This window comes from Pseudomonas cucumis (assembly GCF_030687935.1).
Classification (GTDB): domain Bacteria; phylum Pseudomonadota; class Gammaproteobacteria; order Pseudomonadales; family Pseudomonadaceae; genus Aquipseudomonas; species Aquipseudomonas cucumis.
Window position 1 is genome coordinate 4,890,863 of the sequence record NZ_CP117454.1, and the last position, 19,329, is coordinate 4,910,191.

Here is a 19,329-nt window from a genome sequence, read left to right on the forward strand (position 1 = left end):
GCTTTATATACAGCTAATACAGGGCAGGACTCCGACCATGAAAGGCGACGTTACAGTCATCCAGCATCTCAACAAAATCCTTGGCAATGAGCTGGTCGCAATCAATCAGTACTTCCTGCATGCGCGCATGTATGAAGATTGGGGCCTGAACAAGCTCGGCAAGCACGAGTACCACGAATCCATCGACGAGATGAAGCATGCTGACAAGCTGATCAAACGCATCCTGTTCCTTGAAGGCCTGCCGAACGTCCAGGACCTGGGCAAGCTGCACATCGGCGAACACACCAAGGAAATGCTTGAGTGCGACTTGAAGATCGAACGCGACGGCCATGCCGACCTGAAAGTCGCTATCGCTCATTGCGAAACCGTCGGCGACTTCGGTAGCCGTGAACTGCTCGAAGACATTCTTGAATCCGAAGAAGAACATATCGACTGGCTGGAAACCCAACTGGGCCTGATCGATAAAGTCGGTCTTGAGAACTATCTGCAATCGCAGATGGGAGAAGAGTAAATTCTGCACCGTTAATTGCGATGCAATAAAAAGCCCCGCTCTCTTTTAAAGAGGCGGGGCTTTTTTATGACTGCTCTTGTAGGAGCGAGCGGGCGGCGATCCGACTTGCCCGCGAAGCTTTTAGCGCCAGTGATGACGCCTTCGCGGGCAAGCCTCGCTCCTACAACAGATACCGAAATCAGGCTTCGGTCTTGTTCGCTGCGGCTTTTGCGGCTGCGTCTTTGATCAGTGCCTGCAACGAACCGTCAGCAGACATTTCAGTCATGATATCGCTACCGCCGACCAGCTCACCGCCGACCCACAGTTGCGGGAAGGTTGGCCAGTTGGCGTACTTAGGCAGGTTGGCGCGGATTTCCGGGTTCTGCAGGATGTCCACATAGGCAAACTTTTCGCCACAGGCCATTACAGCCTGAGCGGCTTTCGCGGAGAACCCACACTGTGGGGCATTCGGCGAGCCTTTCATGTAAAGCAGAATGGTGTTGTTGGCAATCTGCTCTTTAATCGTTTCGATGATATCCATGGAGCACCTCGGCTGAACTTTCCGACTCAGTGGTCGGCACGGTGGCGCATTGTAACGGAAACCCGAGCGCCATGCTCGGCCTCCCCGACAGACATGTTCACGCCGCCGCCACGGTCACCGGTACGCCGTTCAACGCCGCATTGCCCGATAACTCATCGAGCTGACATTCGTCAGTCAGGTCATTGGCGCTGGAGCCGGGTTGACCGCTGGCAATCGTCATCTGCACACCCGGTCGCGCATGACCCCAACCGTGAGGAAGGCTGACCACACCTTTCATCATATCCGGGCTGGCGACCACTTCAACCTCGATCACGCCGACCCGCGAACTGACGCGCACCCGCTGCCCATCGCTGAGCCCGCGGCTGGCCAGGTCGTCCGGGTTCATCAGCAGTTGATGACGCGGTTTGCCCTTCACCAGACGGTGATAGTTGTGCATCCATGAGTTGTTGCTGCGCACATGGCGACGGCCGATCATCAGCAGCTCATCGGCGGCCGGTGCTTGTAGTGCCTCAAAGCGCGCCAGGTCGGCGAGAATCTCGACAGGCGCTGCCTGGACTCGCTGATTGACGGTCTTCAGGCGTGGCGCCAGGTTGGGTTTGAGCGCCCCGAGATCGATACCGTGAGGATGATCGAACAAGGTCGCCAGCGACAGCTTGTGCTCTGAAGCGTCACCATACAGGCCCATCCGCAGCCCTCGGTCGATCATCTGCGCTGGCGCAATGGTCGGTTTCAGCTCTTTGCCGGTCTTGGCCGCAAAGGCTTTGGCCAGCCCCACGAAAATTTCCCAGTCATGCAGCGCGCCTTCGGGCTTGGCGAGGATCGCCCGGTTGAAGCGGGTGACGTTGCGCACCGCGAACATGTTGAACGTGGTGTCGTAATGATCGTTTTCCAGCGCCGAAGTCGACGGCAGGATCAGGTCGGCATAACGCGTGGTTTCATTGATGTAGAGGTCGACACTGACCATGAACTCCAATCCGTCCAGCGCCTGCTCCAGTTGTCGGCCATTGGGCGTGGACAGTACCGGATTACCCGCCACGGTGATCAGCGCGCGGACCTGCCCTTCCCCTTCGGTGAGCATCTCTTCGGCCAGCGCCGATACCGGCAGTTCTCCAGCGTATTCCGGACGCCCGGACACCCGGCTCTGCCACCGGTTGAAATGTCCACCCGAGGTCGACGCCACCAAATCCACCGCAGGCTCGGTGCACAACGCACCGCCCACCCGGTCGAGGTTGCCCGTAACCAGATTGATCAGTTGCACCAGCCAATGGCACAGGGTGCCGAAAGCCTGGGTCGAAACGCCCATGCGGCCGTAGCAGACCGCTGTCGGTGCTGCCGCGAAGTCCCGTGCCAGTTGACGGATCTGCTCGGCGGGCACCGCGCACAGCGGGCTCATGGCGTCGGCGGTGAAACCTGCGATCGCCTCACGCACCTCATCCAGGCCATCGACCGGCAAATGACTGTCGCGGGTCAGGCTTTCAGCAAACAAGGTATTGAGCAACCCGAACAACAGCGCCGCATCGCCACCGGGGCGCACGAACAGGTGCTGATCGGCAATCGCCGCCGTTTCGCTGCGACGCGGATCGACCACCACCACTTTGCCGCCCCGGGCCTGAATCGCCTTGAGGCGCTTCTCTACATCCGGCACGGTCATGATGCTGCCGTTGGAGGCCAGTGGATTGCCGCCCAGGATCAGCATGAAATCGGTGTGATCGATGTCCGGGATCGGCAACAGCAAGCCGTGGCCGTACATCAAGTGACTGGTGAGGTGATGGGGCAACTGATCGACCGACGTCGCGGAAAACCGGTTGCGGGTTTTCAGCAGGCCAAGGAAGTAATTGCTGTGGGTCATCAACCCGTAGTTGTGCACGCTGGGATTACCCTGATAGACCGCCACCGCGTTCTGCCCGTGACGCTCCTGAATCGCCGCCAGGCGTTCGGCCACAAGGCTGAAAGCATCTTCCCACTCGATAGGCTGCCATTCGCTGCCCACTCGCAGCATCGGCTGACGCAGGCGATCCGGATCATTCTGAATGTCTTGCAGCGCAACTGCCTTGGGGCAGATATGCCCGCGGCTGAAGGTGTCCTGCGGATCACCCTTGATCGAGGTGATCTGTACGCCGCTGCCTTCGACCTCAGTGGTTTCGATGGTCAGACCACAGATGGCTTCACACAGGTGGCACGCACGGTGATGGAGAGTCTTGGTCATGGCCAGTCTCTATTTTGTTCTGGGCGGGCAATGTCGGCCGCGGGAACAAAACTATGGCGCGCGATCCGCCCCTTTGCCAGCGACGTTCGTCTTGTGAATCGGCGACCATCAGGCCAGCCGATGGCAGCAGCCAATCAGCTCGGCGGCGCCTGCAACTGGATCTCCTCGATGGTTTCGATCTGCTCGTGGGCAATATGCACGCCGGTGAGCTCGCCAATCAGTCGCCAATGCTCGTCGAGCCCGGTGCTGATGGTAGCCATGCGGTCGATCATGCGCCGGCCAGCCGCGTTCGTGACTTCGTCTTCACTGCGCAACAACTCGAAAGACATCGAGGTCATGGAAGCAGTGAGGTGAGTCAGAGTGCGGGCCGTAAGGCCAAGTAGTTCCATCAACAGTTGTTCTTTCGATTCCATTCCAAGGGCTTCCCGCGTCGCTCGTGTCCTAGTTATAGCAAATATTCCGAGCAAGACACATTGCCCGCCAAACGCTCGAATGACATATCGAAAACCGACCGTCAGCGTGTCGCCCGCGCCCTGTTTGATTGCCAAGCCCGGCAAGCCCGGTGTACAAATGGTTAGCTGCTGTCAGGAAACAGGCTTCAAAAGCGCTACTGCGGTCACCCCGTAGCCCCTCTGAAATCCCCTAAACACCGTAGCCTATTGGAAAAACGCGACATTTAATGTCAATATCGCGCCTCCCCCTATTTCGTCGCCCCGTGCGGCTTACGCCGCAGGTCTCGCCCGTTTTTCAGTTAAACAAGGCTTTGAGTATCTGCGGTCTGTTGCAAAAAGGTAGTCAATGATGAGCGCAAGGCACTTTCTCTCCCTGATGGATTGCACGCCCGAAGAGCTGGTCAGCGTGATCCGTCGAGGCGTTGAGCTCAAGGACCTGCGTAACCGCGGCGTACTGTTCGAGCCTTTGAAGAACCGCGTCCTGGGGATGATTTTCGAGAAGTCCTCGACCCGCACCCGTATTTCGTTCGAAGCCGGCATGATCCAGCTCGGTGGCCAGGCGATTTTCCTGTCGCCACGCGATACGCAACTGGGTCGTGGCGAGCCGATCGGCGACTGCGCCATTGTCATGTCGAGCATGCTCGATGCGGTGATGATTCGTACCTTTGCCCACAGCACCCTGACCGAATTCGCCGCCAACTCCCGCGTACCGGTGATCAACGGCCTGTCCGATGACCTGCATCCCTGCCAGTTGCTGGCCGACATGCAAACCTTCCTCGAACACCGCGGTTCGATTCAAGGCAAGACCGTGGCCTGGATCGGCGATGGCAATAACATGTGCAACAGCTATATAGAAGCGGCGATCCAGTTCGACTTCCAGTTGCGCATCGCCTGCCCGGAAGGTTACGAACCCAACCCCGAGTTCGTGGCTAAAGCCGGCGATCGGGTGACCATCGTCCGCGATCCCCAGGAAGCCGTGCGCGGCGCGCACCTGGTGAGCACCGACGTCTGGACCTCCATGGGCCAGGAAGAGGAGACCGCCAAGCGTCTGAAGTTGTTCGCACCGTTCCAGGTCAACCGTGCCCTGCTCGACCTGGCCGCGCCGGACGTGCTGTTCATGCATTGCCTGCCGGCCCACCGTGGCGAGGAAATCAGCCTCGACCTGCTCGACGACTCGCGTTCAGTGGCCTGGGATCAAGCCGAAAACCGTCTTCACGCACAAAAGGCCCTGCTCGAATTCCTCGTTCCGCCTTCGTACCACCACGCATGAGCCAGCCATTACTGCTGAACCTGCGCAATCTGGCCTGTGGTTATCAAAACCAGAGGGTCGTGCAAAACCTCAACCTGCATTTGAATGCCGGCGATATCGGTTGCCTGCTGGGGTCTTCGGGCTGCGGCAAAACCACCACCCTGCGGGCGATTGCCGGTTTCGAACCGGTGCACGAAGGTGAAATCCAGTTGGCGGGCGAGACCATCTCCAGCGCCGGCTTCACCCTCGCCCCGGAGAAGCGCCGGATTGGCATGGTGTTTCAGGATTACGCACTGTTTCCGCATTTGAGCGTGGCCGAGAACATCGCCTTCGGGATCCGCAAGCATCCGCAAAAAGATCGCATCACCGAAGAGCTGCTCGAACTGGTCAACCTGAAAAACCTCGGCAAGCGCTTCCCCCATGAACTGTCCGGCGGCCAGCAGCAACGTGTGGCATTGGCTCGCGCCCTGGCGCCGGAACCGCAACTGCTGTTGCTCGACGAACCGTTTTCCAACCTCGATGGCGAATTGCGACGTAAGCTCAGTCATGAAGTACGCGGCATTCTCAAGGCTCGCGGCACCAGTGCGATCCTGGTAACCCACGATCAGGAAGAAGCCTTCGCGGTCAGCGACCACGTGGGCGTTTTCAAGGAAGGTCGCCTGGAACAGTGGGACACGCCCTACAACCTCTATCACGAACCCCTGACGCCATTCGTGGCCAGTTTCATTGGCCAGGGTTACTTCATTCGCGGTCAGTTGAGCAGCCCGGAATCGGTGCAGACCGAGTTGGGTGAATTGCGCGGCAACCGTGCCTACACTTGGCCAATCGGTTGTGCCGTGGACGTATTGTTGCGTCCGGACGATATCGTCTATGCGCCGGATAGCCCACTGAGGGCGCAGATTGTTGGCAAGAGCTTCCAGGGGGCATCGACTCTGTACCGCTTGCAGCTACCTACGGGCGCGCAGCTGGAGTCTATTTTCCCCAGTCATGCCGATCATCTGGTCGGTGCCGAAGTAGGCATTCGAGTGGCGGCTGAACACCTGGTGCTGTTCCAGGCCTCCGGCAGCACCGCAGCGCAGATTCCAGTGATCGAATCCGGTGTCCGACGGCACAGCACCGCTAGTTGAAGAACGCGGACATGTGGGAGCGGCGGTGGGCGATCCCACATTGGATTTGGGTTAATCCACATTAGTGTTCCGCTCGCAACCAGCGTCGCATTCCCGCCAATACACACTCTCCCCCCTTCCAGTTGGTAGAACAACTCCCCCGCTCCGCGCCGAACACTGATGAGCCTTCTGCTCAGGCACGACCGATATCGGCGAACTTCGCCTGTGTGTGTTCGGCCAACACGGCGGGCGTCAGTTCAACTTCCAGACCACGCCGCCCGGCGCTGACGAAGATGCTGGAAAAAGGCTGAGCTGAACTGTCGATAAAGGTACGCAGGCGCTTCTTCTGCCCGAGCGGACTGATGCCGCCCAACAGATACCCCGTCGACCGCTGTGCAGCCGCGGGATCGGCCATTTCGACTTTTTTCACGCCGGCGGCCTGCGCCAGTGCTTTCAAATCCAGACTTCCGACGACCGGCACCACCGCCACCAACAATTCCCCCTTTTCGCTGGCCGCCAGCAATGTCTTGAACACCTGCGCGGGGTCCAGGCCCAGTTTTTCCGCGGCCTCCAGACCATAGGACGCTGCCTTCGGATCATGTTCGTAACTGTGCACGCGATGTTCGGCACGAACTTTTTTCAACAAATCCAATGCGGGGGTCATGACAGCTCCAGACTTGGCGGCAGAAGAAAAATACTGCGCAGGATTCTAGGTTATTGATCAATAAAAGGCTCTATTGCGGTGCTATTTCCAAGGCCTGGCCGAGCTTTCGGTCGTTCGTCCACACGCCCCTCGCCAGATGAACGATGCAATCATTCACAGGACTAATAGTTTAAATATGACTGATGGTTCACTTTCGACCTTTGACAGCAGTGCTTCTTGTCTATATTTTTTCGAATATGAACACTGTACGAATGTCTCACCGCAGCACCCAGCAGTAAGCCGAGCACAGGATGGGGATCCTGCCTCGGTGAAAATCGCGCTTTGACCTTGATGAAAAGGCGCCAGACAACAACAAAAACGAGGTTTTCAATGACAACTGCTTTACAACAACCGTCAATCTCCAGCCAATGCATGGCCGAGTTTCTGGGTACTGCACTGCTCATCTTTTTCGGTACCGGTTGCGTTGCTGCGCTCAAGGTGGCGGGTGCCAGCTTCGGGCTGTGGGAAATCAGCATCATCTGGGGGGTTGGCGTCAGCATGGCGATCTACCTCACCGCCGGCGTTTCCGGCGCTCACCTCAACCCTGCCGTGAGCATCGCGCTGAGCATTTTCGCGGACTTCGAAAAGCGCAAACTGCCTTTCTATATCTTCTCCCAGGTCGCCGGCGCCTTTTGCGGAGCTTTGTTGGTTTACACGCTGTACAGCAACCTGTTCTTCGATTTCGAACAAACTCACCAAATGGTTCGTGGCACCCAGGCCAGCCTTGAATTGGCCTCGGTGTTCTCCACCTTCCCGAACCCCGCCCTGTCCACCGCCCAGGCCTTTTTGGTTGAGGTGATCATTACCGCCATCCTGATGGGCGTGATCATGTCGCTGACCGACGACAACAATGGCCTGCCAAAAGGGCCATTGGCACCGTTGCTGATCGGCCTGCTGATTGCCGTGATCGGCAGCTCGATGGGGCCGCTGACCGGCTTCGCGATGAATCCGGCCCGCGACTTCGGTCCTAAACTAATGACTTTCTTCGCAGGCTGGGGTGAAATTTCCTTCACTGGCGGGCGCGATATCCCGTACTTCCTGATCCCGATTTTTGCACCGATTGTCGGTGCCTGCCTCGGTGCCGCAGCTTATCGCGGGCTGATTGCCCGTCATCTGCCCAGCGCCATACCTGCTACAAAGGATGCAACACCGGCCATTGACGGCAAACCAAGAACGTCTTGAAACCGTTGGCGCGCGATCTTGCCCATATGGTCCCGCGCCTGACCTCACTTCCTAATTTTCGTCCAAGGCAATCGACATGACCGACATTCAGAATAAGAACTACATCATTGCCCTCGATCAGGGTACGACCAGCTCTCGCGCGATCATTTTCGACCGTGACGCGAACGTGGTTTGCACCGCCCAGCGTGAATTCGCACAGCATTACCCGCAAGCCGGTTGGGTCGAACACGACCCGATGGAAATCTTCGCCACCCAGAGCGCCGTGATGGTCGAGGCCCTGGCACAAGCCGGCCTGCATCACGATCAGGTCGCGGCCATCGGCATCACCAACCAGCGCGAAACCACCGTGGTCTGGGACAAGACCACCGGCCGCCCGATCTACAACGCGATCGTCTGGCAGTGCCGCCGCAGCACCGAAATCTGCCAGCAGCTCAAGCGCGATGGCCACGAGCAATACATCAGCGACACCACTGGCCTGGTCACCGACCCGTACTTCTCGGGCACCAAACTCAAGTGGATCCTCGACAACGTCGAAGGCAGCCGCGAGCGTGCGCGTAAGGGTGAACTGCTGTTCGGCACCATCGACAGCTGGCTGATCTGGAAATTTACCGGCGGCAAAGTGCACGTCACCGACTACACCAACGCCTCGCGCACCATGCTCTTCAATATCCATACGCTGGAGTGGGACGCGAAGATGCTGGAAGTCCTCGACATCCCGCGCGAGATGCTCCCGGAAGTTAAATCGTCGTCCGAAATCTACGGCCACACCAAAAGTGGCATTGCCATTGGCGGTATCGCCGGCGACCAGCAGGCGGCCCTTTTCGGTCAGATGTGCGTCGAGCCAGGCCAGGCGAAAAACACCTACGGCACCGGTTGCTTCCTGTTGATGAACACCGGCGACAAAGCGGTGAAATCCAAACACGGCATGCTCACCACCATTGCTTGTGGTCCGCGCGGCGAAGTGGCCTATGCCCTGGAAGGCGCGGTTTTCAACGGTGGCTCCACCGTGCAGTGGCTGCGTGACGAGTTGAAAATCATCAACGACGCCCACGACACCGAATACTTCGCCAACAAGGTCAAGGACAGCAACGGTGTGTACCTGGTGCCGGCCTTCACCGGTCTGGGCGCTCCGTACTGGGATCCGTATGCTCGCGGCGCATTGTTCGGCCTGACTCGCGGCGTACGCGTGGATCACATCATTCGTGCCGCGCTGGAATCGATTGCCTATCAGACCCGCGACGTTCTGGACGCCATGCAGCAGGATTCCGGCGAACGCCTCAAGTCCCTGCGCGTGGACGGCGGCGCAGTCGCGAACAACTTCCTGATGCAATTCCAGGCCGACATCCTCGGCACTCAGGTCGAGCGTCCGCAAATGCGCGAAACCACCGCATTGGGCGCGGCTTACCTGGCGGGTCTGGCGTGTGGTTTCTGGGGCAGCCTGGACGAGTTGCGCGGCAAGGCAGTGATCGAGCGCGAGTTCGAACCGACACTGGACGAAACCGCGAAGGAAAAACTCTACGCCGGCTGGAAAAAAGCCGTCAGTCGCACTCGTGATTGGGAACCGCACGAGGGTGCTGAATAAGCCATGCTGAGGGCTCGTATCAGTATGTAACTGGCAGGGAGTGGATTCGTGCGGCATCATGGGCAAATTTTGCACGGCAGCCCAAAGGAAGCCCCATGAATCTGCCTCCCCGTCAGCAGCAAATTCTCGAACTGGTCCGCGAACGCGGCTATGTCAGCATCGAGGAAATGGCTCAGCTGTTCGTCGTTACACCGCAAACCATCCGCCGCGATATCAATCAACTGGCGGAAGTCAATCTGCTGCGTCGCTACCATGGCGGCGCCGCCTATGATTCCAGCGTCGAAAACACCGCCTACGCCATGCGCGCCGATCAGATGCGCGATGAAAAGCAGCGTATCGGCGAAGCCATTGCCGCTCAGATTCCTGATCACGCCTCGCTGTTCATCAATATCGGTACCACCACCGAATCCATCGCCCGGGCGCTGCTCAACCACAACCACTTGAAGATCATCACCAACAACCTGCATGTGGCCTCGATGCTCAGCGCCAAGGACGATTTCGACGTGCTGCTGACCGGTGGCAACGTGCGGCGTGACGGTGGCGTGGTGGGTCAGGCGAGTGTCGACTTTATTAACCAGTTCAAGGTCGACTTCGCCCTGGTCGGCATCAGCGGCATCGATGAAGACGGCAGTTTGCTGGACTTCGATTATCAGGAAGTACGGGTATCCCAGGCGATCATCGCCAATGCCCGGCAGGTGATTCTGGCGGCTGACTCCAGCAAATTCGGGCGCAATGCCATGATTCGCCTGGGGCCGATCAGCCTGATCGATTGCCTGGTCACCGATCAGCAGCCTTCGCCAGCCTTGGCGCAGTTGTTGAGCCAGCACAAGATTCGGCTGGAAGTCGTTTAACCCCCCCCCCCCGCATTTTCGTCGCCTGTACCGACGCCATCGCGGGCAAGCCCGCTCCCACAGGATCTGTACATAATCTGTGGGAGCGGGCTTGCCCGCGATGGCGGCCGCACCCGCAACACACCTCTTGCGCCCTACCGCACATCTAAATGTTCGAAAATTTTCCTTTAACAGCCCTTCGATCAGTATTTTCAATCGAAGGTGACTGGCTGCGCGCGTCTTTATGAGCTAGTATTTTCGCAAATGAACATTAATGTTCGAATTCCAATATAGAAAATCAAAAGCCCGAGGCCAGCCGATGCCCACTTCTACCTTGCCTTCGCCCCCTCTCGCCGAGGTTTACGATATCGCCGTCATCGGTGGTGGGATCAATGGCGTGGGGATCGCAGCGGATGCCGCCGGTCGCGGTCTTTCGGTGTTCCTTTGCGAAAAGGATGACCTCGCCAGCCACACCTCGTCCGCCAGCAGCAAGCTGATCCACGGCGGCCTGCGCTACCTCGAACATTACGAATTTCGCTTGGTGCGCGAAGCCCTCGCCGAGCGCGAAGTGCTGCTGGCCAAGGCGCCGCACATCGTCAAACAGATGCGATTCGTGCTGCCGCACCGCCCGCACCTGCGTCCGGCCTGGATGATCCGCGCCGGCCTGTTTCTTTATGATCACCTCGGCAAACGGGAAAAACTCGAAGGTTCGAAAAGCCTGAAGTTCGGCCCGGACAGCGCCCTGAAAAGCGAAATCACCAAAGGCTTCGAATATTCCGATTGCTGGGTCGATGACGCACGCCTGGTCGTGCTGAACGCCATGGCCGCCCGCGAGAAAGGCGCTCACGTCCATACCCAAACCCGTTGCGTCAGCGCCCGTCGCACCAAAGGGCTGTGGCACCTGCACCTGGAACGCGCCGATGGCAGTCTGTTTTCGATCCGCGCCAAAGCGCTGGTGAATGCGGCCGGCCCGTGGGTCGCCAAGTTCATCCGTGACGACCTGAAGATGGAATCGCCGTACGGCATCCGTTTGATCCAGGGCAGCCACCTGATCGTGCCGAAGCTATATGAAGGCGAACACGCGCACATTCTGCAAAACGAAGATCAGCGCATCGTCTTCACCATTCCATACCTGAACCACTTCACCCTGATCGGCACCACTGACCGCGAATACACCGGCGACCCGGCGAAGGTGGCAATCACCGAAGGCGAAACCGATTACCTGTTGAAAGTGGTCAACGCCCACTTCAAGAAGCAACTCAGCCGCGAAGATATCCTGCACAGCTATTCCGGCGTTCGTCCGCTGTGCAACGACGAATCCGACAACCCGTCGGCCGTCACCCGCGACTACACCCTGGCGTTGTCGGGCAGTGGCGAAGAGGCGCCGCTGCTATCGGTGTTCGGCGGCAAACTGACGACTTACCGCAAACTCGCCGAGTCGGCGCTGGCGCAACTGGCTCCGTACTTCACGCATATCAAGCCAAGCTGGACCGCCAGCGCCACCCTGCCTGGCGGCGAAGACATGACCACGCCGCAGGCCTTGAGCTCGCGGATCCGCGACAAGTTCGACTGGGTGCCCACCGAGATCGCCCGACGCTGGGCCACCACTTACGGCAGCCGCACCTGGCGCATGCTCGAAGGTGTGGACAGCCTCAGTGACCTGGGCGAACACATCGGCGGCGGTCTCTACACCCGCGAAGTCGATTACCTGTGCAGCGAAGAATGGGCAACCACCGCCCACGACATTCTTTGGCGCCGCACAAAGCTTGGGCTGTTCACCACCCCGGCGGAGCAGCAAAAGCTCAAGGATTACCTGAATAAGGTCGAACAGAACCGTAGCAAGATCGAAGCGGCCTGATCGGTAATCCGGTTGAAACAAAGCCCCTGAATCTCACGATTCAGGGGCTTTTTATATTCCGAACACACCTCGATCCCCCTGTGGGAGCCGGGCTTGCCCGCGATGACGCCAGCACAGCCGCTAATAATGTCGACTGACACACCGCTATCGCGGGCAAGCCCGCTCCCACAGGGTTTGAGCAAGACCCAAGATTGCATTCGGTTTTCCGAACGCGACTTGTCGGTCGATTCGGTTAACCGGATTATCCTTGGCAAAAATTAACGCCATAAATATTTAATACCTTTATAAATCAACAACTTGATCTATAGCGCCTGGCCTGGCACGAGTCATGCTCTACACTCTTGGACGAATGTCCGCTGCGCCAACCCTTCAGGAGCCGGCAAGCATTCGAAGCACAAAAAAGGGCCGATGAACTGGCTCCATATAAAAACAATGTCGAGGAAAATTTGATGCGCATCGTTCCCCATCTCCTGGGCGCAGCCATTGCTGCCGCTCTGATTAGCACTCCAGTTTTCGCAGCCGAACTCACCGGCACACTGAAGAAGATCAAAGAGTCCGGCACCATCACCCTCGGGCATCGTGACGCTTCCATTCCGTTTTCCTACATCGCGGACGCTTCCGGCAAACCGGTTGGCTACTCCCACGATATCCAGCTGAAAGTCGTCGAAGCCATCAAAAAAGACCTGGACATTCCCAACCTTCAGGTCAAATACAACCTGGTGACCTCGCAAACCCGTATCCCGCTGGTGCAGAACGGCACCGTGGACCTCGAGTGCGGCTCCACCACCAACAACGTCGAACGTCAGCAGCAAGTGGACTTCTCCGTCGGTATCTTCGAAATCGGCACCAAGCTGCTGGCCAAGAAAGATTCCCCGTACAAAGACTTCGCCGACCTTAAAGGCAAGAACGTCGTGACCACCGCCGGCACCACGTCCGAGCGCATCATCAAGTCGATGAACGCTGACAAGCAGATGGGCATGAACGTAATCTCCGCCAAAGACCACGGCGAATCCTTCCAGATGCTGGAATCGGGGCGCGCCGTGGCTTTCATGATGGACGACGCCTTGCTGGCCGGTGAAATGGCCAAGGCCAAGAAACCGACCGACTGGGCCGTGACCGGTACTCCACAGTCTTACGAAATCTACGGCTGTATGGTTCGCAAGGGCGACGCGCCATTCAAGAAGGCTGTGGACGACGCCATCATCGCGACCTACAAATCGGGCGAGATCAACAAGATCTACGAAAAATGGTTCATGCAGCCAATTCCGCCAAAAGGCCTGAACCTGATGTTCCCGATGAGCGAAGAGCTCAAGGCTCTGATCGCCAATCCGACCGACAAAGCGGCTGACGAAAAGAAATCCTGATTTCTGACTAACCTTATCCCCTGAGATGGCCTGCGCCTTCTCAGGGATTTGTCACTCCCTGCTGGCATTTTTGGAAACACTCGAACCGGTGGTTGTCGAGCCGCTCGTGTGTGCCTGATCGTCATGATCAGGCGGGAACGGAGATTCCCCAGGCGGGCATTTGTAAATCGAACGAATCCGAGGGGAGACCCTAATGAATTACAACTGGGACTGGGGCGTGTTCTTCAAGTCCACCGGCGTGGGCAGCGAGATTTATTTCGACTGGTACCTCTCCGGTTTGGGCTGGACCATCGCCATTGCCGTCGCAGCCTGGATCATCGCGCTGCTGCTGGGCTCGATTCTGGGCGTCATGCGCACGGTGCCGAACCGCATCGTATCGGGCATCGCGACCTGCTACGTCGAACTCTTCCGTAACGTGCCGCTGCTGGTTCAGCTCTTCATCTGGTACTTCCTGGTGCCCGACCTGCTGCCTGCGGACATCCAGGAGTGGTACAAGCAAGATCTCAACCCGACCACCTCGGCCTTCCTCAGCGTCGTCGTGTGCCTGGGTCTGTTCACCACCGCTCGGGTTTGCGAACAAGTGCGCACCGGTATCCAGGCGCTGCCTCGCGGCCAGGAATCCGCTGCCCGCGCCATGGGTTTCAAGCTGCCGCAGATTTACTGGAACGTGCTGCTGCCCCAGGCTTATCGCATCATCATTCCGCCGCTTACCTCGGAATTCCTGAACGTATTCAAGAACTCGTCCGTGGCATCGCTGATCGGCCTGATGGAGTTGCTCGCGCAGACCAAACAGACCGCCGAGTTCTCCGCCAACCTGTTCGAAGCCTTCACCCTGGCAACGCTGATCTACTTCACGCTGAACATGGGCCTTATGCTGCTGATGCGCGGTGTCGAGAAGAAAGTCGCCGTACCGGGCCTGATCTCCGTAGGGGGTAAATGATGGAATTCGACTTCTCGGGCATCATCCCTTCCCTGCCGGGCTTGTGGAACGGCATGGTCATGACCCTCAAGCTGATGGCCTTGGGCGTGGTCGGCGGGATCATCCTCGGCACGATCCTGGCCCTGATGCGCCTGTCCCACAGCAAACTGCTGTCGAACATCGCCGGCGCCTACGTTAACTACTTCCGTTCGATTCCATTGCTGCTGGTCATCACCTGGTTCTACCTGGCGGTGCCGTTCGTTCTGCGCTGGATCACCGGTGAAGACACCCCGATTGGCGCATTCGCTTCGTGCATCGTGGCATTCATGATGTTCGAAGCGGCGTACTTCTGCGAAATCGTCCGGGCCGGCGTGCAGTCGATTCCCAAGGGCCAGATGGCTGCTGCCCAGGCATTGGGCATGGGCTACGGCCAGATGATGCGATTGATCATCCTGCCGCAAGCGTTCCGCAAGATGACCCCGCTGCTGCTGCAACAGAGCATCATCCTGTTTCAGGACACCTCGCTGGTTTACGCGGTGGGTCTGGTGGACTTCCTCAATGCCTCGCGCGCCAGTGGCGACATCATCGGCCGCTCCAATGAGTTCCTGATCTTCGCCGGTTTCACATACTTCATCATCAGCTTTGCCGCCTCGCAGCTGGTCAAGCGTCTGCAAAAAAGGTTTGCCGTATGATCTCTATCAAGAATGTCAACAAGTGGTATGGCGACTTCCAGGTACTGACTGACTGCAGCACCGAGGTCAAAAAAGGCGAAGTGATCGTGGTGTGCGGGCCGTCCGGTTCCGGCAAATCCACCCTGATCAAATGCGTCAACGCGCTGGAACCGTTCCAGAAAGGCGACGTGATCGTCGATGGCACGTCCATCGCCGACCCGAAAACCAACTTGCCGAAACTGCGTTCGCGCGTGGGCATGGTGTTCCAGCATTTCGAACTGTTCCCGCACCTGAGCATCATGGATAACCTGACCATCGCGCAAATCAAGGTGCTGGGCCGCAGCAAGGAAGAAGCCAGCAAAAAAGCCCTGCAACTGCTTGAGCGCGTCGGCCTCTCCGCACACGCCAAAAAGCACCCGGGCCAGCTTTCTGGTGGTCAGCAACAGCGTGTGGCGATTGCCCGTGCGCTGGCGATGGACCCGATCGTCATGCTGTTCGACGAACCGACCTCGGCGCTGGACCCGGAAATGGTCAACGAAGTACTCGACGTGATGGTGCAACTGGCCCACGAAGGCATGACCATGATGTGCGTGACCCACGAAATGGGCTTCGCCCGCAAGGTAGCGGACCGGGTGATCTTCATGGACCAGGGCAAGATCATCGAAGACTGCAAGAAAGAAGAGTTCTTCGGCGACATCAACGCCCGTGCCGAGCGTACACAGCACTTCCTCGCGAAAATTTTGCAGCACTAAGAAAGACACCGCTCCCCAACTGGTGTGGGAGCGGACCGCTTTTGGTAGGAGCCAGGCTTGCCGGCGAAAGCGCACTTAAGGACGCCTTCGCCGGCAAGCCTGGCTCCTACGGATCACCACACAGCAGCTTCCACAGGGGGCTCGTGGGTATATGGATATTTGTGTTGTGGTTGACCCAAGGCATCTGTGATGAAATGCGACTCCACCCTCTATCGCGCCGCGCCGCCATCACTCGCCGTGAAACCCCGTTTGATTCGCCATCTGTTCCTGCCGCCGCTGGTCATCGCCCTGATGATCGGATTGGGTTACATCGGCTTCTGGGTCAGTGAACACTACGGAATTCGCAGCCTCAGCGAGAATGGCCAGCGTCAGCTGGAACTGCACGCCCGCGCCGTCGAGAGCGAGATCAGCAAATACACCTACCTACCCAGCCTGCTGGAACTTGAATCCAGTGTTTCAAAACTGCTGGCCGACACATCGCCGGAACACCGGCAGACGGTCAACGAATACCTTGAAGGCCTGAACCGGCGCAGCCGCAGTCGGGCCATTTATGTGATGGACACCACCGGTCGCGTACTGGCCACCAGCAACTGGCGCGATGTCGACAGTTATCTGGGTGAAGACCTGTCCTTCCGCGCCTATTTCCAGAACGCCGTGCGCGGTCAGCCGGGGCGATTCTATGGTATTGGCAGCACCAGTGGCGAACCCGGCTATTACCTGGCTCATGGCCTGGAAGAGCACGGCAAGATCATCGGCGTCGCCGTGGTCAAGGTTCGCCTCGAAGCCATGGAAGAACGTTGGCAGCGCGCGCGCCTGGAAGCCTTCGTCAGCGACGAGAACGGCATCATCATTCTCTCCAGCGATCCGGCGCGGCGGCTTAAATCGGTTGTGCCATTGAGCGAGGAAACCAAGGAAAAACTGGCCCGCAGCCTGCAGTACTACTGGTTTCCACTGAACGAACTGCAACCGCTGGCGCGGGAGAAACTGGCCGAAGGCGAGGAAAAGCTGACCTTCCCCGCCAACAGCGAATTGATGTCCGATGAAGAGAACATCAGCTACCTCTCGCAAACCCGGCCGCTGAGCGATACCCCATGGAATTTCACCCTGCTCACCCCCCTGCAGGATTTGCGGCGTGAAGCGATCAATCAGGGGATTCTGGTGGCGGTGGCGTTTGCCCTGGTGGCGTTTCTGCTGATTGCCTGGAACGAGCGGCGCAAGGTGATCGCCACCCGCCTCGCGGCGCGGGAAGCCTTGCAGGAAGCCAACAATCAACTGGAGCGTCGGATTACCGAACGCACCACCGACCTGCGCGCCAGCAACGAACGGCTCAAGGGCCAGATCCGTGAACGTCGGCAGGCGGAAGAGACCTTGCGCCGTGCCCAGGATGAATTGGTCCAGGCCGGCAAACTGGCCGCCATCGGCCAGATGTCCACCAGCATCGCCCACGAATTGAACCAGCCGCTGGCCGCCTTGCGGACCTTGTCCGGCAACACCGTGCGTTTTCTGGAACGCGGTCAGCTGGATGTGGCCAGCACCAACCTCAAGACCATCAATGAACTGATCGACCGCATGGGCCGGATCACCGCCAGCCTGCGTTCCTTCGCCCGGCGCGGTGATGACAAGGGCCAGGCCAGCTTTGGAAAAGCCGTAGACGCCGCCCTGCAATTGCTGGGTAGCCGGATGGAAAGCGCGCACCTGCAATTGCACCGCGACCTCGAAGATGTACAGGTGCAGATCGACCAGACCCGTCTGGAGCAAATCCTGGTCAACCTGATCGGCAACGCGCTCGATGCCATGCAGTCGCAACCCCAGCCGGCATTGTGGCTCGAAGGCGAGGAATTCGACGGTAAATATCGTCTGCGGGTACGCGACAACGGCCACGGTATCGATGCCGAAGCGCGCAAGCATCTGTTCGAACCGTTCTTCACCACCAAACCCGGCGAACAAGGCCTGGGCCTCGGCCTGACGCTTTCAGCCAGCCTGGCCGCCGCCACCGGCGGGCATCTGGGTGTCGAGCACCCGGCCAGCGGTGGTACCACCTTCGTCCTCAGTTTACCGTTGGTAAGCCCCACTCCCGCCGAGCCAATATGAACAACGACCTTAGTGTGCTGATCGTCGAAGACGACCCCCATGTCCTGCTCGGTTGCCAACAGGCGCTGACCCTGGAAGACATTCCCTGCGTGGGCGTCGGCAGCGCCGAAGAAGCGCTGGAGCGGGTCGGCGATAACTTCGCCGGCATCGTCATCAGCGACATCCGCCTGCCGGGCATCGATGGCCTGGAACTGCTGACCCGGCTCAAGGCCCGTGATCGCAGCCTGCCGGTGGTGCTGATTACCGGCCACGGCGACATCTCCATGGCTGTCGGCGCGATGCAGAAAGGCGCCTACGATTTCATGGAGAAACCCTTCTCCCCGGAACGCTTGGTGGACGTCGCCCGCCGCGCGCTGGAGCAACGCAGCCTGGCGCGGGAAGTGTCGTCGTTACGTCGACAACTGTTCGAGCGTGATTCCCTCGAGGGCCGGATCATCGGGCGTTCACCCGCGATGCAGAACCTGCGGGAACTGATCGCCAACGTCGCCGATACCTCGGCCAACGTGCTGATCGAAGGCGAGACCGGTACCGGTAAAGAATTGGTTGCGCGCTGCCTGCATGACTTCAGCCGCCGGCACAGCAAACAGTTCGTCGCGCTGAACTGCGGTGGCCTGCCGGAGAATCTATTCGAAAGTGAAATTTTCGGCCACGAGGCCAACGCCTTCACCGGTGCCGGCAAGCGGCGGATCGGCAAGATCGAACACGCCGATGGCGGCACGCTGTTCCTTGACGAAGTGGAAAGCATGCCGCTGCCGTTGCAGATCAAACTGCTGCGGGTGTTGCAGGAACGTACCCTTGAACGCCTCGGCTCGAACCAGAGCGTGGCGGTGGATTGCCGGGTGATTGCCGCGACCAAGTCCGATCTGGATCAATCGAGTAAGGCCGGCGAGTTTCGCAGCGACCTGTATTACCGCCTGAACGTGGTGACTCTGGAATTGCCACCGCTGCGCGAACGCCGTGAAGACATCCTGCAACTGTTCGAGCATTTTTTGCAGCAGTCATCCCTGCGCTTCGACCGCGCGGTACCGGAGCTGGACAATCAGACTGTATCGATCCTGATGAGCCATGACTGGCCAGGCAATGTGCGCGAATTGCGCAATGTCGCCGAACGCTTCGCCCTCGGCCTGCCGGCCTTCAAAAAATCCGGTGCCAGCGGCAACAATCAGGGCCTGGCCTTCGCCGAAGCGGTGGAAGCCTTTGAACGCAACCTGCTCAGCGATGCCTTGCAGCGCAGCGGTGGCAACCTGACCCAGGCCAGCCTGGAACTGGGAATGGCCAAGACCACATTGTTCGACAAAGTGAAGAAATACGGGCTGAGCCATTGATGGACCTG

At 58.8% G+C, this 19,329-nt stretch carries 17 protein-coding genes and 1 pseudogene; 13 read left to right on the forward strand and 5 right to left on the reverse strand.

The window, feature by feature from the left end; translation table 11 throughout:
- Positions 1-37: 37 nt before the first annotated feature.
- Positions 38-511 carry a bacterioferritin gene (bfr, locus tag PSH97_RS22190; protein ID WP_019581554.1) on the forward strand — a complete coding sequence of 158 codons (474 nt, stop codon included), beginning with the start codon at positions 38-40 and terminating at the stop codon, positions 509-511.
- 178 nt (positions 512-689) lie between these two features.
- Here bfr and grxD read toward each other — a convergent pair whose 3' ends face one another.
- The 3 genes from grxD to PSH97_RS22205 all read right to left on the reverse strand — a co-directional run bounded on the left by grxD (position 690) and on the right by PSH97_RS22205 (position 3,650).
- Positions 690-1,031, reverse strand: coding sequence for a Grx4 family monothiol glutaredoxin (grxD, locus tag PSH97_RS22195; protein WP_305425437.1), 342 nt, complete (start codon positions 1,029-1,031; stop codon positions 690-692).
- A 97-nt stretch (positions 1,032-1,128) separates the two neighbouring features.
- On the reverse strand, positions 1,129-3,237 hold the full coding sequence (locus tag PSH97_RS22200; RefSeq protein ID WP_305446719.1) for a molybdopterin oxidoreductase family protein: 2,109 nt from the start codon (positions 3,235-3,237) through the stop codon (positions 1,129-1,131).
- 134 nt (positions 3,238-3,371) lie between these two features.
- Positions 3,372-3,650 carry a hypothetical protein gene (locus PSH97_RS22205; RefSeq protein WP_305446720.1) on the reverse strand — a complete coding sequence of 93 codons (279 nt, stop codon included), beginning with the start codon at positions 3,648-3,650 and terminating at the stop codon, positions 3,372-3,374.
- A gap of 388 nt (positions 3,651-4,038) precedes the next feature.
- On the opposite strand from PSH97_RS22205, the gene argF reads away from it, so the two are divergent.
- Together argF and PSH97_RS22215 are read left to right on the forward strand one after the other, a co-directional pair.
- Positions 4,039-4,959, forward strand: coding sequence for an ornithine carbamoyltransferase (gene argF / locus PSH97_RS22210; protein WP_032830187.1), 921 nt, complete (start codon positions 4,039-4,041; stop codon positions 4,957-4,959).
- Positions 4,956-6,065, forward strand: a complete 1,110-nt coding sequence (locus PSH97_RS22215; RefSeq protein ID WP_253553550.1) for an ABC transporter ATP-binding protein — start codon at positions 4,956-4,958, stop codon at positions 6,063-6,065. Before argF ends, PSH97_RS22215 begins: the two co-directional genes overlap by 4 nt.
- Before the next feature lie 59 nt (positions 6,066-6,124).
- On the opposite strand, the pseudogene PSH97_RS22220 reads toward PSH97_RS22215, so the two are convergent.
- Both PSH97_RS22220 and ybaK read right to left on the reverse strand, forming a co-directional pair.
- Positions 6,125-6,208: pseudogene (locus PSH97_RS22220) on the reverse strand (isomerase); the annotation flags it as partial.
- Between the two features lie 29 nt (positions 6,209-6,237).
- Positions 6,238-6,708: a Cys-tRNA(Pro) deacylase gene (gene ybaK / locus PSH97_RS22225; protein WP_305446721.1), complete on the reverse strand. Its 471-nt coding sequence runs from the start codon at positions 6,706-6,708 to the stop codon at positions 6,238-6,240.
- A gap of 369 nt (positions 6,709-7,077) precedes the next feature.
- On the opposite strand from ybaK, the gene PSH97_RS22230 reads away from it, so the two are divergent.
- The 10 genes from PSH97_RS22230 to aauR all read left to right on the forward strand — a co-directional run bounded on the left by PSH97_RS22230 (position 7,078) and on the right by aauR (position 19,321).
- Positions 7,078-7,929, forward strand: coding sequence for an MIP/aquaporin family protein (locus PSH97_RS22230; RefSeq protein ID WP_305446722.1), 852 nt, complete (start codon positions 7,078-7,080; stop codon positions 7,927-7,929).
- 76 nt (positions 7,930-8,005) lie between these two features.
- Complete coding sequence (glpK, locus tag PSH97_RS22235) at positions 8,006-9,511, forward strand: glycerol kinase GlpK (protein WP_007898522.1); 1,506 nt, start codon at positions 8,006-8,008, stop codon at positions 9,509-9,511.
- A gap of 95 nt (positions 9,512-9,606) precedes the next feature.
- Positions 9,607-10,362, forward strand: a complete 756-nt coding sequence (locus tag PSH97_RS22240) for a DeoR/GlpR family transcriptional regulator (RefSeq protein ID WP_007898523.1) — start codon at positions 9,607-9,609, stop codon at positions 10,360-10,362.
- Between the two features lie 298 nt (positions 10,363-10,660).
- Positions 10,661-12,199: a glycerol-3-phosphate dehydrogenase gene (glpD, locus tag PSH97_RS22245; RefSeq protein ID WP_305446723.1), complete on the forward strand. Its 1,539-nt coding sequence runs from the start codon at positions 10,661-10,663 to the stop codon at positions 12,197-12,199.
- Between the two features lie 449 nt (positions 12,200-12,648).
- Positions 12,649-13,563 (forward strand): glutamate/aspartate ABC transporter substrate-binding protein, encoded by a 915-nt coding sequence (locus PSH97_RS22250; RefSeq protein ID WP_305446724.1) that lies wholly within the window; start codon positions 12,649-12,651, stop codon positions 13,561-13,563.
- A 193-nt stretch (positions 13,564-13,756) separates the two neighbouring features.
- The gene (locus PSH97_RS22255; protein ID WP_030128211.1) at positions 13,757-14,503 is read left to right on the forward strand and encodes an amino acid ABC transporter permease; all 747 of its coding nucleotides are present in this window, start codon (positions 13,757-13,759) and stop codon (positions 14,501-14,503) included.
- Complete coding sequence (locus PSH97_RS22260; RefSeq protein WP_305449851.1) at positions 14,503-15,174, forward strand: amino acid ABC transporter permease; 672 nt, start codon at positions 14,503-14,505, stop codon at positions 15,172-15,174. Before PSH97_RS22255 ends, PSH97_RS22260 begins: the two co-directional genes overlap by 1 nt.
- Positions 15,171-15,905 (forward strand): amino acid ABC transporter ATP-binding protein, encoded by a 735-nt coding sequence (locus PSH97_RS22265; protein ID WP_038981857.1) that lies wholly within the window; start codon positions 15,171-15,173, stop codon positions 15,903-15,905. Before PSH97_RS22260 ends, PSH97_RS22265 begins: the two co-directional genes overlap by 4 nt.
- A 189-nt stretch (positions 15,906-16,094) precedes the next feature.
- Positions 16,095-17,996 (forward strand): two-component sensor histidine kinase AauS, encoded by a 1,902-nt coding sequence (gene aauS / locus PSH97_RS22270; protein WP_305446725.1) that lies wholly within the window; start codon positions 16,095-16,097, stop codon positions 17,994-17,996.
- Between the two features lie 44 nt (positions 17,997-18,040).
- Positions 18,041-19,321: a two-component response regulator AauR gene (aauR, locus tag PSH97_RS22275; RefSeq protein WP_305449852.1), complete on the forward strand. Its 1,281-nt coding sequence runs from the start codon at positions 18,041-18,043 to the stop codon at positions 19,319-19,321.
- Positions 19,322-19,329 lie beyond the last annotated feature (8 nt).

Excerpts from the sequence above, each read along its gene's own strand:
- PSH97_RS22265 (WP_038981857.1), top strand. The coding sequence starts at position 15,171 with ATGATCTCTATCAAGAATGTCAACAAGTGGTATGGCGACTTCCAGGTA.
- PSH97_RS22250 (WP_305446724.1), top strand. The coding sequence starts at position 12,649 with ATGCGCATCGTTCCCCATCTCCTGGGCGCAGCCATTGCTGCCGCTCTG.
- PSH97_RS22240 (WP_007898523.1), top strand. The coding sequence starts at position 9,607 with ATGAATCTGCCTCCCCGTCAGCAGCAAATTCTCGAACTGGTCCGCGAA.
- PSH97_RS22215 (WP_253553550.1), top strand. The coding sequence starts at position 4,956 with ATGAGCCAGCCATTACTGCTGAACCTGCGCAATCTGGCCTGTGGTTAT.
- glpD (WP_305446723.1), top strand. The coding sequence starts at position 10,661 with ATGCCCACTTCTACCTTGCCTTCGCCCCCTCTCGCCGAGGTTTACGAT.
- PSH97_RS22200 (WP_305446719.1), bottom strand. The coding sequence starts at position 3,237 with ATGACCAAGACTCTCCATCACCGTGCGTGCCACCTGTGTGAAGCCATC.
- PSH97_RS22230 (WP_305446722.1), top strand. The coding sequence starts at position 7,078 with ATGACAACTGCTTTACAACAACCGTCAATCTCCAGCCAATGCATGGCC.
- glpK (WP_007898522.1), top strand. The coding sequence starts at position 8,006 with ATGACCGACATTCAGAATAAGAACTACATCATTGCCCTCGATCAGGGT.
- PSH97_RS22255 (WP_030128211.1), top strand. The coding sequence starts at position 13,757 with ATGAATTACAACTGGGACTGGGGCGTGTTCTTCAAGTCCACCGGCGTG.
- ybaK (WP_305446721.1), bottom strand. The coding sequence starts at position 6,708 with ATGACCCCCGCATTGGATTTGTTGAAAAAAGTTCGTGCCGAACATCGC.
- bfr (WP_019581554.1), top strand. The coding sequence starts at position 38 with ATGAAAGGCGACGTTACAGTCATCCAGCATCTCAACAAAATCCTTGGC.
- aauS (WP_305446725.1), top strand. The coding sequence starts at position 16,095 with ATGAAATGCGACTCCACCCTCTATCGCGCCGCGCCGCCATCACTCGCC.
- argF (WP_032830187.1), top strand. The coding sequence starts at position 4,039 with ATGAGCGCAAGGCACTTTCTCTCCCTGATGGATTGCACGCCCGAAGAG.
- PSH97_RS22205 (WP_305446720.1), bottom strand. The coding sequence starts at position 3,650 with ATGGAATCGAAAGAACAACTGTTGATGGAACTACTTGGCCTTACGGCC.
- PSH97_RS22260 (WP_305449851.1), top strand. The coding sequence starts at position 14,503 with ATGGAATTCGACTTCTCGGGCATCATCCCTTCCCTGCCGGGCTTGTGG.
- grxD (WP_305425437.1), bottom strand. The coding sequence starts at position 1,031 with ATGGATATCATCGAAACGATTAAAGAGCAGATTGCCAACAACACCATT.